Here is a 14491-nt window from a genome sequence, read left to right as displayed (position 1 = left end):
CAGCATGATCGGATCTATGAAAAATCAGGAGGAGACAGCCATGCAGAAACGATACCTTGGAAATGGGAAATTGGAAGTTTCGTCACTTGGTCTGGGGTGTATGCGGATGACCTTCGCCGATAAGCCTGTCGGAACAAAACACGATATGATCGACCTCATCCATGCGGCCGTGGATCGTGGCGTTACCTTTTTCGATACGGCCGAAGTGTACGGCCCCTTTACCAACGAAGAGCTTCTCGGGGAAGCCCTGGCTCCGTTCAGGGATGAGGTGGTGGTTGCGACAAAATTCGGTTTCCGGCTCAATCCCGACGGCAGCCCCGGCTGGACGGGGTATGACAGCCGACCCGAACGGATCCGGCGCGTTGCCGAAGAATCGCTGAAGCGTCTCAACATTGAGGCCATTGATCTCTTCTATCAGCATCGGGTCGATCCCGATGTTCCGATCGAGGATGTGGCCGGAACGGTCCGGGATCTTATTCGGGAGGGTAAAGTCCGCCATTTCGGGTTGTCTGAAGCGGATGCGGATACCATCCGCCGGGCTCATATGGTACAGCCGGTTACTGCCGTGCAAAGTGAATACTCGATGTGGTGGAGAGAGCGGGAACGGGATGTTCTTCCTGTCTGTGAAGAGCTGGGAATCGGCTTTGTTCCCTTCAGTCCCCTGGGACGGGGCTTCCTGACAGGAACGATTAATGAGCATTCGACATTTGATAGTTCCGATATTCGCAGCCATAATCCCCGTTTCACATCAGAGGCAATCAGGGCGAATATGGCGATGGTTGATCTTCTGAAAAAGATAGGGGAGGAGCGGAATGCCACACCGGCACAGATAGCGCTGGCCTGGCTTCTTGCCCAGAAACCCTGGATAGTACCGATTCCCGGCAGCCGCAGGCTCGATCGGCTGGAAGAGAATCTCGGGGCGATCAATGTCGAATTACGTGAGGATGATCTCAAGGAGATCGGCGAAGAACTTTCGGGAATCTCCATACAGGGCGACCGGTATTGATCGAGCGATACGAGTTTTGATGATGAGAGCATGCGGGAAGACCAGCTTTCCTGCTCTTGTCTGGAACGAAAAAGAGGAGTACCTACATGGAACAGAAAAAACTGGGGTTCGGCTTCATGCGCCTGCCGGTGCAGGATCAGGGCAATGAGGCCGACATCGATATGGAAACGGTAAAACGGATGGTGGACGCCTTTCTGGAGAAAGGTTTCACCTATTTTGATACCGCCTATATGTATCATATGTTCAAAAGCGAGGTGGCATTACGCGAGGCGCTTGTAAAACGGCATCCAAGAACCTCTTTTACCGTTGCAACAAAATTGCCGACCATGCTTTTGAAAGAAGAGGGAGATCAGGAGCGTATCTTCAACGAGCAACTCGAGAAATGTGGTGTTGATTATTTTGATTATTATCTTTTGCATAACCTCACGATCTCTCATTACGAGATAGCAAAGAAATTCGACAGCTTTTCGTTTGTCAAGAGGATGCAGGCGAAGGGAAAAATCGGGGAGGTCGGCTTTTCTTTCCATGACCGGGCCGAATTGCTTGATAAAATTCTCACGGATCATCCCGAGGTGGATTTCGTACAGTTGCAGATTAATTATGTAGACTGGGAGAGCGAGAGCATCCAGTCCCGAAAATGTTATGAGGTTGCACGCAAACATAACAAAAAGGTCGTTGTGATGGAGCCTGTCAAGGGAGGAACTCTGGCAAAGGTTCCCGGCAATGTTGCATCGCTTTTCAAGGGGGCCAATCCCGTCATGTCGATACCATCATGGGCCATCCGGTTTGCTGCCAGTCTGGATGGCGTATTCATGGTGCTAAGCGGCATGTCGAGTATGGAGCAACTGCTCGACAATACCGCATACATGGAGGCCTTCAGGGAGATCTCGCCGGAAGAACGGAAGGTTATAGAAGGTGCGGTCGATCTGATCAATGCATCACTTGCGGTTCCCTGCACCGCCTGCCGTTATTGTGTGGATGGCTGTCCGCAGAATATTGCGATACCGGAGTATTTTGCCCTCCTTAATGAGGAAAAGCGGGCGGGAACGAAGGGCTCTTCCATTCAGCGGGTATATTACGGAAATTACGCGCAGACCTTTGGAAAGGCTTCTGACTGTATTGCCTGCGGAAATTGTGAGGAAAGCTGCCCCCAGCACATTCCCATTATAAACGTGCTGAAGGAGGTTGCCTCGAATTTCGAGGAGGAGCCTTCCCGGGCCTGATCACTCTCTTTTCTGTGTTATGAATGAACAAAGCACCCTTGGGCCGGTATCGATCCGATACTGCTCGGGGTGTTTTCCTTTCGCTTTTTTCTGCGCATACATGATCATGTTTTGTTTGCCGTACAGATGATTCCATGCTATACTATTTTCGGGAACGTTCCCAAGAGCGTTTCTATTTTCTTTTCCCTTTTAGGGAACGTTCCCGATGGAGATATCATGTCACAGGATGTAACAATTCTTGATGTTGCAAGGGCGGCAAGGCTTTCGAAAAGTACTGTTAGCCGGGTTCTTTCCGGCAACAGCTATGGCGTCAGTTCCGATGCGGTAGAACGAGTGGAAGAGGCGGTTCGGCGTCTGGGATATGTCCGGAACACCCTTGCTTCCAGTATGAGGACCAATAGGTCGAAAACTATTCTCCTGATTATTCCGGATATCACCAACAGCTTTTGGGCTGAGGTTGCCCGGGGCGTGCAGGATCGCTTCGACAGCGAGGGATACAGTGTCGTCATGGCCAACAGCGATTGGGAGGCCGACCGCGAACGACGCTATATCCAGCTTGCACGGATGAACAGGGTTGATGCGGTTTTAATCAACGCACCGGACATCGATATGAGCGAACTCTCAGGGGTGAGGTGTCCTGTGGTTCTTCTCGGTGAACGAAAAGGGAGAGGTGGCTTTCCCGTGGTGGGAACCGACACCTTTGGGGCTGTAACCGAGGCGCTGGAGTATCTGTATCGCCTTGGGCACCGGGACATCGCCCTTGTTCATCATGATCGCCCGGATAGCGAGGGCTACGGCAGCAGCCGCTTAAAGGCCTTTCGGGCCTTTTTGAACGGGAAGGGACTTGAGGACCGGGAAGATCGAATTTTCACCGTCCCCCTTGTCAGGGAAAGCGGGGCTGAGATCGCTCGAACCCTTTCGACCATGGACAAGCGACCGAGCGCCATGATAGCGGGAAACGATCTGGTTGCCGTGGGATTCCTCCAGGAGGCGCGGCGTAACGGAATCTCGGTTCCCCGCGATATATCCGTCATCGGTATCGACGATATTCCATCGGCGACGATGATCAGCCCGGCCTTGACCACCATTGGAAAGCCGAAGCTCGAGATCGGGAGGATGGCGGCGGAAATAGTTTTAAAAATGCTCGCCGGCGTGCAGGTCGATCCCGTCACCCTTCTTCCTGCTCAGCTGATCATACGTGAAACAACAAGGCAAAGAGAGGCTTAGCATTATGAATCGAAAAGAACTACTCGCAGACAGGCAGCTCTATCTTTCCAGGGCCAAGGGAGCCCTGATCGGATTGGCTGTCGGGGATGCCGTCGGTGATATCGGCCGGGATCAGGAATATCGAAAGCAGTACGGGATGATCGTCTCCCTCTACCCAGGAGCAAAGAGTACCGACGATACCGAATTCGGTTTTCTCACCGCCCGTACCCTCATAGATTGCGGCGGAGATATCACTCCCGATGCGGTTTGGAACTCCTGGAAGCGTAACATCGTCGACCGGGGTGGCATGAAAAAACGGGGCGGCAGGCCTCTTTACGGTGCCGTCCGTAACATCGAGCGCGGAATTCACCCCCCTCTGTCGGGAATCGACAACACCATGAACGATGACGACGGCGCTGCCATGCGCATGGCTCCCATCGGAATCTTTGCAGCCGGCGATGTGCAGGAGGCCGGCCGCCTCGCAGAGATCGATGCCTGCGTTAGCCATCATCGCGACGGTATCTGGGCGGCAAAGGCCGTTGCCGCAGCCATCGCCGGGGCCATGGTCGGCATGGATCCCGTGGAGGTTGTCGAGACGGCACGGAAGATGGTTCCCGATGACAGCTGGCTGGGGCGTTCCCTCGACCGTGCATTGAACCTGTGCCGCAGTGCAGGGGAGATGCTTGATATCTGGGAAGAGCTTCATACCGAATTTTGGGCTGCCGAGCATGCATCCAGTGCGGAGGCCATTCCTCAGGCCCTTGCCATCTATTATATGGCCGGGAAAGATATGCGCCGTGCCCTTTTCTGGGCTGCAAACTTCGGCAGAGATGCCGATACCATTGCTGCGGTGGTTTGTGCACTGGTGGGAGCCTCCCATGGGGTGGAAGTCTTTCCCGAAACCTGGGTGGAGCAGGTCCGCCGGGCCGACGGGGTTTGCCTTGGCTTTGTCGAAGACGAAGATGCCCTGAGCCTTGCCGAAGAACTTGTGGATCTTGCAATTTCCCGGGAGGCATCCGGAAGATGAGTGTGGACAGATCCCTATCCCCTCTGTTTTCGCCCGCTTCCCTCGCCCATGTGGGAGCCAGCGAGCGGGGAACCTATCCCGCGGAAATCTTTCAGAATCTGCTCGAATGGAAGGGCAGGCTTTACCCCGTTCATCCATCCAGGAGCGAAATCTTTTCCGTTCCTGCATACCCCTCGGTTTCGGCCCTGCCCGAGGTGCCGGAACTTGCCCTTGTTACCGTCGCACGTCAGCGGGTAATCCCTGTGGTGGAAGAGTGCATCGCCTGCGGTGTGAAGGCTGTGGTCATCATATCGGCAGGCTTCGCCGAGGCCGACGATTACGGCCGCTCCCTTCAAAGGCGGCTGAAGGAGCTTTCCTCCCGGATTCGCATCATAGGGCCCAACTGTGCGGGCCTTGCCGATGTCAAAAACAGCTTTTTCATGACCCGGCTCTTTGCTAAACCGCGCAGGGGTGGGGTGAGTTTTGTATCCTCCAGCGGGGCGCTGATGATGGCGCTCTTCGGCAGTTTCGCCGGACGGGGAATCGGCCTGCGCTATCTGGCCAGTCTTGGTAACCAGGTAGATGTCTGCATGGAGGAGGTGATGGACTATTACCTGGACGATCCTGAAACCACGGTACTGACCGCCTTTATCGAAGGGGTCGGCTCTGGTGATTCCTTTGTTCGCCTCCTGCAAAAGGCTGGACGGAAGAGGATACCCCTGGTTGCGGTAAAATCGGGAAGAAGTGAGCTCGGCAGCAGGATTGCCGCCACCCATACCGCATCCCTTGCCTCTTCCGGGCGGGTCTTCGAAGCGGTTTTCAGGCAATACGGAGCGATCTTGGTCGATTCTCCTGCGCAGATGTTGGATGTGGCCCTTCTTGCGGATACCATCGGCCCGCCTGCCGGTGGACGGATCGGTGTCATCAGCCAGTCGGGGGGAGCCGCCAGTCTCACCGCGGACCTGTTTTCCCGCTATGATTGTTTTTCCCTGCCTCCCATTCCTGAATCCCTGGAGCTGCGGCTGCGCCGGATAGAGGGTATTCCCGACTACGCCCGGCTTCTTAATCCCCTGGATGCCAGGGGAGATGCCATGCGGGGTGAGAAAATCGCTTCGCTTATCACCGCCATGGGAGAAGGCGGGAGCTGGGATTTGCTCATGCTTCTTTTTGCAAAGAATCCCAACCGGGAGGTAGAGGTCCAGACGGTCCGGGGAATTCTTGCGGTAAGAAAGCAAATGAAGCTTCCCATCGTCGTTGTCTGGATCGGCGAGGGGGACGGCGGTCCAGACGCTTCGCAGGCTTTTTCCATGCTGAAGGACTCGGGCATCCCCCTTTTCCATGATCCCCAACCAGCGGTCACTGCCCTTGCTGCCCTCCTTCGTTGGTCGCAGATGCACAAAGACAGGGAGAATTGTGCATGAACAACATACTTGACTGGAAAAGCAGCGAACGACTCCTTTCTTCCTGGTCTCTTCCCTTTATTTCCACGATATCGGCAAGCGGGCCGGATGAGGCGGCGAAGGCTGCGCAGGCCATCGGCTTTCCAGTGGCGGTAAAGGCCATCTCTCCCCTCATGACCCACAAAAGCGACCACGGCCTGGTCCATCTCAATCTGGCCGGGGCCGATGCGGTTCGTAAGGCCTGTCTCAAGATGGCGGATATAAAGGGCCTCGAAACCTTCCTGGTTCAGAGCATGGCGGACAGGGGCTTGGAAATGATCGCCGGTATTATTCGTGATCCCCTTTTCGGGCCCGTGGTACTTTTCGGACCAGGGGGAATCCTTGTCGACCTCCTTGACGACAGTCGTATGCTTCGGCCCCCTTTTCGGGAGCTTGATGTGCACAGGGGTCTGAGGGAGATGAAAAGCCTTCCGCTTTTGAATGGGTATCGTGGAGGCAAGCCTCTTGATATCGAGGCCTTGGTAGGAACCCTCATGAAATTGGGGGAACTTGCCCTTTCCCTGCCGAAGCATATCAGCTCCGTGGACTTTAACCCTGTGATTGTGCACGACAGGGGGCTTTCTATGGTCGACCTTCGTATATCGCTTATCGAAGGAGGTTCGGAGAATGAGTGAATACAAGAGCGATATTCCCGATATCACCCAGATCGGCGATGAGGGAATTCGATACCGCGGGACCATGATGGATGACCTTATCGGCCCGTTCGGCTTTGCCCGAAGCCTTGGTTTATTGATTACGGGAAAACGTCCCAGCGAAACCCAGGCCAGGATGATAGATGCACTTCTTGTGAGTGCTGCCGATCATGGTGAGAAGGCCCCTTCGGCCTGTATCACTATCTCCGCCGCCTCTGCCCGGGCCTCTTTGGGGGCTTCGGTCGCCGCAGGGCTTCTTGCCGTGGGTGATGTTCACGGCGGAGCGGCCAGGCAGTGCGCTGCCATGCTGCTGGAAGCGGGGAAAGAGAAAGACCTCCGGGAGCTGCTTCGCCGGCGTCTGGAATCCGAGAAGCGTATCCCGGGTTTTGGTCACCGCATCTACAGGGAGAAAGATCCCCGCGCCACGCTCCTTTTGCAGCTGGCCGCTGAGCTGGGGCTTGCCGGGCGCTGCTGCGGACTATTGCAGGAGGTAGAGAGGCTCCTGCCCGAGCTTGTCGGCAAAACCCTGGTACTTAACATCGACGGTGCCCATGGTGCGATCCTTGCAGATCTCGGCTGGGAGCCTTCGATGTGTGAAGCTCTCTTTATCGTCGCCCGAAGTGCCGGGCTCTGCGCCCATGCCCTCGAGGATTTTTCATCAAGACGCCCCCTCCAATTTATCTCGGAACTCCAGGGAGGCAGGTGATGGCCCTGAGTGTCGGAAAACGAATTCGCCGGGACAGGATGCTCTATCTTATGTTTCTGCTCCCAGCACTCTATTTCATCATATTCCACTATATCCCCATCTGGGGAGCCCGGCTTGCCTTTCAGGAGTTCAACTTCTTTGGCGCAAATCGTTGGGTGAGGCTTGAAAATTTTCGCATACTCTTCAGCTCTCCGGTATTCGGCCGAGTGTTCCTCAATACGGTGATCATCAGTTTCATGAAATTGATCTTCAATTTCCCCGCTCCCATCATCCTGGCCTTGCTGCTGTTGGAGATCCGCAACGGACGCTTTCGGAAGATCGTCCAGTCTCTGGTCTACCTTCCCCACTTTCTCTCCTGGGTTGTCATCGCCGGAATCTTTATCTCCATGCTTTCCCTCAAGGACGGCCTGGTAAACCAGCTGCTCGAACGATTCGGTGTGGCCCCTGTCGCCTTTCTGACGAGTCACCGTCATATTCGCTGGGTCCTTGTTTTTTCCGAGATGTGGAGAAGTGTCGGCTGGGACTCGATCCTCTATGTTGCCGCCATCCTGGAGATCCCCGAGGAGCTTTACGATGCTGCGGCCATCGACGGCTGTGGCAGGTTCCAGAAGATGACCAAGATAACCTTGCCGGCAATTTTCCCCACCATGATCACCGTCTTTATCCTGAACCTTGGTTTCTTTATGAATGCCGGCTTCGACCAGGTCTTCAACCTCATGAACGATTCGGTGATCAGCGTGGTGGATATCATCGATACCTACGTCTACCGCGTCGGCCTCATACAGGGGGAGTTTTCCCTGGGAACCGCAGCCGGCTTGTTCAAGGGCGTCATCGGTCTTGCCTTGATATACGGAACCCACCGGACCAGTAAAAAACTGACAGGGGAGGGCTTATGGTAGAAACCAGGCTTAGCCCCTTTCGCTTCTTCAATGCTCTTTTGATGATGCTTCTCGCTTTGGTTATGGTTTACCCACTTATCAACCTTTTGGCCATCAGTTTTACCGGTCCCGCCGCCATAGCCCGTGCGAACGGCCTTACCCTCTTTCCGAGAGATGCTACCACAGCCACCTACAAGGCGCTTTTGACCAACCAGAAGGTATACCGGGGGCTTTTCAACAGCCTCTTCATCACCTTTGTCGGTACGGCGATCAACATCTTTCTTACCAGTATTGCAGCCTATGTGCTGACTCGGAAATATCTTTTCGGCAGGCGATTGTTTCTTGTCTTGATCATCATCACCATGATCTTTGAAGGCGGGCTCATCCCCGACTATTTTCTCGTGAAGGGGCTCGGCCTGATCGATTCCTACTGGTCGGTCATTCTTTATAAGGCTATTAATCCCTATTACCTCATTATCCTGATGAGATTTTTTGAAAAGGTGCCTCTTTCCCTCGAAGAGTCCGCACGGCTCGAAGGAGCCGGAGAGTGGCAGATTTTTTCCCGGATCATCCTGCCGGTAAACAAGGGCGGACTTGCGACCATTGGGCTTTTTTACGGCGTATTTCATTGGAATGAGTATTTCCGTGCTCTCATTTATTTGAACAGCGAGGCAAAGTGGCCTCTTCAGGTGGTACTGCGGGAATTAATCGTCGGCCTGGATAAAGCGGCCTTTCTCGGCAGTCTGAGTTTTCTGAAATATTCCGATGCCTCGATGATGATCGATATCAAGGCACTTAAATCAGGAATGATTATCTTGGCGATTTTACCGGTCCTGGTGCTCTATCCCTTTATACTCCGTTATTTTACCAAGGGCACCATGAGCGGAAGTGTAAAGGAGTAGGAGGATGAATATGAAACGAATTTGTGTTTCGCTTCTTGTGGCGATGCTCTCTGCGATTCCGCTCTTTGCGGGAGGGAATCAGGAATCCTCGGATGTCGCAGCCGACGGCGTGATCAAACTGCGGCTGGTAGGGAAGGATAACTCCCCGACGGAACAGATCAATGTCGATCATATCAATCGGATCGAAAAGGCGATCTACGAGAAAGAGGGGTTGAAGCTGGACATTGAACTTGTGAAGGTACCCGAAGGCAGCTACGCGGAAAAGCTCAACCTCATGATCATGAGCGGAGATATTCCCGACATCATCTATTTTCAGGGAAACGATCAGGCCATTGCAAATCAGGGAATCCTTGAGGACCTTCGACCCTGGATTGCAGAATCAGAGATCATGCAAAAGGCCATGCTGGATTTCAATAAAAAAAGGATCGCAAGCTATCCCTACCTTTTGTGGCTCGCTCCGCCCCGAATACGGGTTCCCATGGTGCGCAGCGATTGGTACGAGGCTTACGGCAGGAAGGTTGAGAGTCTGGATGAGTACTACGACATGCTCTCCTTTTTCAAGGAACAGGGGGGGATCGGCCTTACCGATACCGGGAATACCGATCGTATCGACTACGTCTTTGACCGGGCCTTCGGTATCACCTCGACCTGGAAGAAGCAGGAGGGGCGCTGGGTCTATTCCAGGGTAACCGATCAGGAAAAGGCGAAACTTGCCTTCTATCGCAAGCTCTATGCCGAGGAGATCCTCGATCCCGAATATATCACCACCAAGTGGGATGCCATGGAAGATAAGCTGTATACAGGGCAGGTCGGTATGATCGCCAGTTCCGCTGGTACGGTTGTCGATATCTACGAGAGTAAGATGGCGAAAAGTGCTGCCGGCAGTGGTTTGACGATTCTCCCTCCGGCTAAGGGCGTGGATCAAGGCTTTACCGTGGATGTTACCAAGGAGTCCCGGGGATGGGCAATCTCGGCTGGAAGCAAGCACAAGAAAGCGGCCTGGGCCTTTCTCGAGTTCATGGCAAGCGATGACGGCCAAATGCTGGATCGTCTCGGCTTTGAAGGAATCCACTACACCGTTGAAGACGGTACGATCAAGCTCACCGATCGTTTTAACGAATGGTGGCCCCGCTACCACGAGGTCGTCGGCTGGAAATCTCCGGTACCCCTGCTTGGCGAGAGCGCGCAAAAGAGTCTTGATATTGCGGTCGAATATACCAAAGAAGACATCAACTTTCTGATCCCCAAGGAGCTTGCTCCCAGTTGGGATGCCCTTCAGAATCTCTACCGCGAGTATGCTTTCAAGCTGATCAGCGGGGAATATCCCATGGACAGGTTCGACGATTTTGTGAAAGAGTGGTACCGCTTGGGAGGCGACCGCCTTACCGAATATGCCCAGACGGTTCTTCAATAGACTTCGTTTTACCGGCAAGGGTGAATAGAGAGGGAAATGATGATTCAGTCCGATTACCCCGAACGGGTATATGCAGGTTTACTTGGAAAGTGCATCGGTGTTCGCCTTGGTGCTCCGGTGGAGCCGACGGTGTGGAGTTATGAGCGTATCCTGGAAACCTACGGGGATATTTCCGGCTATGTAAAGGATTACAAAAACTTTGCCGCCGACGACGATGTGAACGGTCCGCTCTTTTTTATTCGGGCTCTCTACGACTACGGAACAGAGCGGGAGATTACTGCCGAAGATATCGGTAACTGCTGGCTTAACTATACCCGGGAAGGGAAAGGTTTTTACTGGTGGGGGGGCTACGGCCGCAGTACCGAACACACGGCATACCTGAACTTGAAACATGGTATCCCGGCCCCTTCTTCCGGCTCGCTGGAACGCAATGGCGCCACTGTTGCCGAACAGATAGGCGGTCAAATTTTCATCGACTCCTGGGGACTGATTTTCCCCGATAATCCGGAGGCTGCCGCCCGCTATGGAGAGATGGCGGCCAGTGTCTCCCACGACCGGAACGGCATCTACGGCGGCCGTTTTATCGCATCCGCCATTGCCTCGGCCTTTTCGCTGAAGGAACCCGAAGCCATCATCGAGAGGGCCCTGTCCTTTATTCCGCAGGAAAGCGAATATGCCCGAGTCACCAGGGCGGTGATTGACTTTTATCACGAAAACAGTGACGATTTTCGGGCCTGCCGTGCCTTTCTCGAGGAGAATTTCGGCTACGATCGCTATCCCGGTGTTTGCCATATCATTCCCAATGCCGGTGTCTGCATCCTCTCCCTGCTCTATGGAAAGGGTTCCCTTTCCCGTTCGGTGGAGATTGCGACGATGTGCGGATGGGATACCGACTGCAATGCAGGAAATGTAGGGACGATTATGGGGGTCGCCTGCGGCCTTGCCGGGGTTGAGGAAAAATACCGGGGCCCCATAAATGATTTTCATGCCGCCAGTAGCATTGCAGGAAGCCTTAACATCCTGGATCTGCCCACCGAGGCAAAGCGACTGGCCCTTCTTGGCTACCGCATGGCGGGAGAGAGGGCCCCGGAACCCCTTGTCTCCTCGACACCGGAGCGGCAGCTGCTCTTCGACTTTCCTTTTCCCGGCACTACTCACGGATTCCGCTCCTCCGACAGCCGCTATCTGACCCTCTCCCCGGGAAGGGACGGTGAGCGATACGTTCTTTCTGCCCTGGTTGACCGGCTGCCCAGGTACCAGAAAAAGCGGCTTTTTTACAAGAGTTTCTATCGCAGGGAAGATTTCTCCGACGAACGCTACCTTCCGGCCTTCACCCCCCAGGTTTATTCCGGCCAGAGCCTGTGCTGCCGTTTCCGATGGGAGGCCTATTCCGAGGCGCTGCCGGCCCTCAGTCTCTACGTGAGGACGACCGGCGACACGTCATATCTGGAAAGCAGGCCCTTTTTTCCGAAGCGGGGAGTCGATGGCGTTCTGGAGACCGAAGATCTCTGCTGGACGATTCCCGATACCGGCGGCAGGGCCATCGATGAAATCGGTATCACCGTCGAGGGCCGCGAAAAGGAGCTCTGTTTTGGTAAACTGTTGCTTCACCGTTTTTCCACCGAAGGCAAGGGGACTCAAACCCTTGATTTCGCGAAGGAGTGTGTGGAATTTGATACCATTACCCAAACCACCTATGACGGCGGGGCATGGATGCTCGAGGGGGACCAGGTTCAGGCCATCTGTCCGGAGAGAAACGAACTCTATACCGGAAACTTTTATACCCGTGATCTCATGCTCCGGACGACCATCACACCGGAGCACGGTGAAAGTCACATGCTGATCCTCCGGGCGAAGGGACGGCGCCACGGTTATTTCGTCGGCTTCGACGGGAAGGACCGGGTCCGCCTTGTAAAAAACGACAACGGCCTGGAAGAGTGCGCGAGTGTTACCTTCCCCTGGCGTCACGGCAGGTGCTATGAGGTCGGGGCCTCGGCGCGGGGGGACGTGATCACCTTTGCTGTGGAGGGGAGAATGGTTCTTGAATATCGGGACCCCCATCCCTATTTCTACGGTATGTACGGGCTGGCTCAACTTTCAGCGTCCCGAACCCTGTTTGGCTCCCTGGTAGGAGAAGAGCTATAGGAAAGTTTGTTTCGGAGGGTCTTGAGGGTATTATTCCGGAAACAAGATGGCTGCCGGCCATGCCGACAGCCATCCCTGTTCTTTATTTCTAATTGCTTTCTGCCGCGGCATTTTCTCCGGCAATCTTTCCGAAGACATTGATATCAACCAGGGCATTTCCACCCAAGCGGTTGGAGCCGTGAATTCCTCCCGTGGTTTCTCCTGCAGCGTACAGCCCCGGAATCACATTCCCATCTTTATCGATGACCTGGGCCTTTTCATTAATCTTGATGCCGCCCATGGTGTGATGGACCGTTGGTTTTCTCGCACCTGCGTAATAAGGGGGCTGATCGATCTTGTCGGCAAAAAGGGTTCGTCCGAATGCATCCGGCCCGCCTGCCTCAACGGCCTTGTTGAATTCGGCCACCGAAGCCTTCAGATTGTCTGCATCAACACCGATTTCATCGGCCAGCTCTTCCAGGTTATCCGCTTTATACGCCCGACCCTGATCAAGAAGCTCCTGCATCGTTTCGTTAAAGTTATTCTTGATGTCGGTGGTGGGGTAACAGTGACCATCGAGGATGACCCACATAAAGGCGTCTTCCTGGTCGAAGAGGGCCTTTGTCATTACATCACGACGGGCTCCTTCGTCGACAAAACGCTTGCCGTCCTTATTAACGAAGATGCGGTTTTCAACCCCCAACTCGATATTTCCCGAGAGGCTGCCGGTATTCGGGTCCCCCATGGGAAGCAGCTGAATATACTCCATGCCGACGAGATCGGCACCTACCTTCTCGGCCAGGGCCAATCCGTCACCTGTAGCACCGGGGTGATTTGTTGTCTTGATATTGGTAAGGGCTGGCCATATCTTATTGTATGTATCTCGAAGCTCGATATTTGCGCCGAAACCGCCGGTGGCAAGGATGACCGCCTTATGGCCCTGGGCAACTATCGTGGCATCGGGGCCTGTCGCTTTTACGACGCTGACACGGCCATCTTCCTTGTAAAGATCGACGGCCCTGGTATCGGTAAGGAGGGTGATTCCGTCATGTTGCTTGATGTAATTCATATAGGTTTCGATGTAGCCCGTACCAAGCGGCTTTACCGGCTTATGGGCCCTGGGCCACAGTCCGCCCAAAACGGTGAAGATCTGACCCTTGAATTCCATGCCCAGACTTTCCAGCCACTGGAGCGTAGGGTAGGCGTTTTCCACCATGGTGTGGATAAGAACCGGATTACCTAATTCATCTCCCCCTTCATAGGTCTGGGTATAATGCTTTTCGATTGAATCTTCGATACCTGCCGGTTTCTGGCGGGAGGGATCAACTGCATTATAGGCCGCTCCCGATATAATGGTATTGCCCCCTACCTGCGGCATCTTTTCCAGGACGATAACCGTGGCACCCTTTTGGTTGGCGGAAACCGCTGCGGCAAGCCCAGCGCCTCCTGCACCAACGACGACAATATCGGCGTTCATTACCTTGGTGGCCGATGAGACAGCATCGGCATCGCTTTCAGCCTTTCCCGCCGAAAGGGCTGCGATATCCGCACCGGCGGCTTGAAGAGCGGCAGTAACCGCTCCGATGATTGCCTTGCTGGAATAGGTTGCACCTGAAACCGTATCTACAGCCAGGGTTTGCCCCTCGATAATTGCTTTTGGAATCCGATCAAAAGCCGCATCGGAAACCCCGGGGGTCTCATTGTTCTGAATCACCTGTATCTCTTTGATGGAGGTGTCGTCTACCGTTACCTCCAGGACAACATCGTCGCCATGGATTCCCGGCGCGGCACCCTCATAGGTTCCTGCGGTAAACCGTTGTTCCTTTTTCCCGCAGCCGATTGTCATGAAGACAAGTAGGATTACCATGGACAAAGTAAGCAGTCGCTTCATTCCTCTTTCCTCCTATAATGTGTAGGTCAATCTGTAAAATTGA

Annotated in this window: 12 protein-coding genes; 11 read left to right on the top strand and 1 reads right to left on the bottom strand. The window is 54.3% G+C overall.

From position 1 onward, the window contains the following. The first annotated feature begins 40 nt into the window (after positions 1-40). From SPIRS_RS16850 to SPIRS_RS16800, 11 genes are all read left to right on the top strand, one after another. Positions 41-1006: an aldo/keto reductase gene (locus SPIRS_RS16850; protein WP_013255893.1), complete on the top strand. Its 966-nt coding sequence runs from the start codon at positions 41-43 to the stop codon at positions 1004-1006. Between the two features lie 86 nt (positions 1007-1092). Continuing rightward, a complete protein-coding gene (locus SPIRS_RS16845; RefSeq protein ID WP_013255892.1) occupies positions 1093-2229 on the top strand; it encodes an aldo/keto reductase in 1137 nt (378 codons plus the stop codon). A 216-nt stretch (positions 2230-2445) separates the two neighbouring features. Then, positions 2446-3456 (top strand): LacI family DNA-binding transcriptional regulator, encoded by a 1011-nt coding sequence (locus tag SPIRS_RS16840; protein ID WP_013255891.1) that lies wholly within the window; start codon positions 2446-2448, stop codon positions 3454-3456. Between the two features lie 4 nt (positions 3457-3460). After that, the gene (locus SPIRS_RS16835) at positions 3461-4462 is read left to right on the top strand and encodes an ADP-ribosylglycohydrolase family protein (RefSeq protein ID WP_013255890.1); all 1002 of its coding nucleotides are present in this window, start codon (positions 3461-3463) and stop codon (positions 4460-4462) included. Continuing rightward, complete coding sequence (locus SPIRS_RS16830; protein ID WP_013255889.1) at positions 4459-5862, top strand: acetate--CoA ligase family protein; 1404 nt, start codon at positions 4459-4461, stop codon at positions 5860-5862. The genes SPIRS_RS16835 and SPIRS_RS16830 overlap by 4 nt, the downstream gene beginning before the upstream one ends. Continuing rightward, on the top strand, positions 5859-6515 hold the full coding sequence (locus tag SPIRS_RS16825) for an acetate--CoA ligase family protein (RefSeq protein WP_013255888.1): 657 nt from the start codon (positions 5859-5861) through the stop codon (positions 6513-6515). Before SPIRS_RS16830 ends, SPIRS_RS16825 begins: the two co-directional genes overlap by 4 nt. Beyond that, the gene (locus SPIRS_RS16820) at positions 6508-7239 is read left to right on the top strand and encodes a citrate/2-methylcitrate synthase (protein ID WP_013255887.1); all 732 of its coding nucleotides are present in this window, start codon (positions 6508-6510) and stop codon (positions 7237-7239) included. The genes SPIRS_RS16825 and SPIRS_RS16820 overlap by 8 nt, the downstream gene beginning before the upstream one ends. Continuing rightward, positions 7239-8138, top strand: coding sequence for an ABC transporter permease (locus SPIRS_RS16815; RefSeq protein WP_013255886.1), 900 nt, complete (start codon positions 7239-7241; stop codon positions 8136-8138). The genes SPIRS_RS16820 and SPIRS_RS16815 overlap by 1 nt, the downstream gene beginning before the upstream one ends. After that, positions 8132-9019 (top strand): carbohydrate ABC transporter permease, encoded by an 888-nt coding sequence (locus tag SPIRS_RS16810; RefSeq protein ID WP_013255885.1) that lies wholly within the window; start codon positions 8132-8134, stop codon positions 9017-9019. The genes SPIRS_RS16815 and SPIRS_RS16810 overlap by 7 nt, the downstream gene beginning before the upstream one ends. A 10-nt stretch (positions 9020-9029) precedes the next feature. Continuing rightward, complete coding sequence (locus SPIRS_RS16805; RefSeq protein WP_013255884.1) at positions 9030-10433, top strand: extracellular solute-binding protein; 1404 nt, start codon at positions 9030-9032, stop codon at positions 10431-10433. 36 nt (positions 10434-10469) lie between these two features. Then, the gene (locus SPIRS_RS16800) at positions 10470-12578 is read left to right on the top strand and encodes an ADP-ribosylglycohydrolase family protein (protein WP_049784686.1); all 2109 of its coding nucleotides are present in this window, start codon (positions 10470-10472) and stop codon (positions 12576-12578) included. An 88-nt stretch (positions 12579-12666) separates the two neighbouring features. Here SPIRS_RS16800 and SPIRS_RS16795 read toward each other — a convergent pair whose 3' ends face one another. Beyond that, positions 12667-14448 (bottom strand): flavocytochrome c, encoded by a 1782-nt coding sequence (locus SPIRS_RS16795; RefSeq protein WP_013255882.1) that lies wholly within the window; start codon positions 14446-14448, stop codon positions 12667-12669. Positions 14449-14491: the final 43 nt, after the last annotated feature.

Source organism: Sediminispirochaeta smaragdinae DSM 11293 (assembly GCF_000143985.1).
Classification (GTDB): Bacteria; Spirochaetota; Spirochaetia; order DSM-16054; family Sediminispirochaetaceae; genus Sediminispirochaeta; species Sediminispirochaeta smaragdinae.
The sequence above is the reverse complement of the archived record's forward strand: the minus strand, read 5'-3'. Positions and strand labels throughout refer to the sequence as shown.

Bases quoted from the DNA above. Each gene is read 5' to 3' on its own strand.
- SPIRS_RS16815 (WP_013255886.1), top strand. From the start codon at position 7,239: ATGGCCCTGAGTGTCGGAAAACGAATTCGCCGGGACAGGATGCTCTAT.
- SPIRS_RS16830 (WP_013255889.1), top strand. From the start codon at position 4,459: ATGAGTGTGGACAGATCCCTATCCCCTCTGTTTTCGCCCGCTTCCCTC.
- SPIRS_RS16825 (WP_013255888.1), top strand. From the start codon at position 5,859: ATGAACAACATACTTGACTGGAAAAGCAGCGAACGACTCCTTTCTTCC.
- SPIRS_RS16835 (WP_013255890.1), top strand. From the start codon at position 3,461: ATGAATCGAAAAGAACTACTCGCAGACAGGCAGCTCTATCTTTCCAGG.
- SPIRS_RS16845 (WP_013255892.1), top strand. From the start codon at position 1,093: ATGGAACAGAAAAAACTGGGGTTCGGCTTCATGCGCCTGCCGGTGCAG.
- SPIRS_RS16795 (WP_013255882.1), bottom strand. From the start codon at position 14,448: ATGAAGCGACTGCTTACTTTGTCCATGGTAATCCTACTTGTCTTCATG.
- SPIRS_RS16810 (WP_013255885.1), top strand. From the start codon at position 8,132: ATGGTAGAAACCAGGCTTAGCCCCTTTCGCTTCTTCAATGCTCTTTTG.
- SPIRS_RS16800 (WP_049784686.1), top strand. From the start codon at position 10,470: ATGATGATTCAGTCCGATTACCCCGAACGGGTATATGCAGGTTTACTT.
- SPIRS_RS16850 (WP_013255893.1), top strand. From the start codon at position 41: ATGCAGAAACGATACCTTGGAAATGGGAAATTGGAAGTTTCGTCACTT.
- SPIRS_RS16840 (WP_013255891.1), top strand. From the start codon at position 2,446: ATGTCACAGGATGTAACAATTCTTGATGTTGCAAGGGCGGCAAGGCTT.
- SPIRS_RS16805 (WP_013255884.1), top strand. From the start codon at position 9,030: ATGAAACGAATTTGTGTTTCGCTTCTTGTGGCGATGCTCTCTGCGATT.
- SPIRS_RS16820 (WP_013255887.1), top strand. From the start codon at position 6,508: ATGAGTGAATACAAGAGCGATATTCCCGATATCACCCAGATCGGCGAT.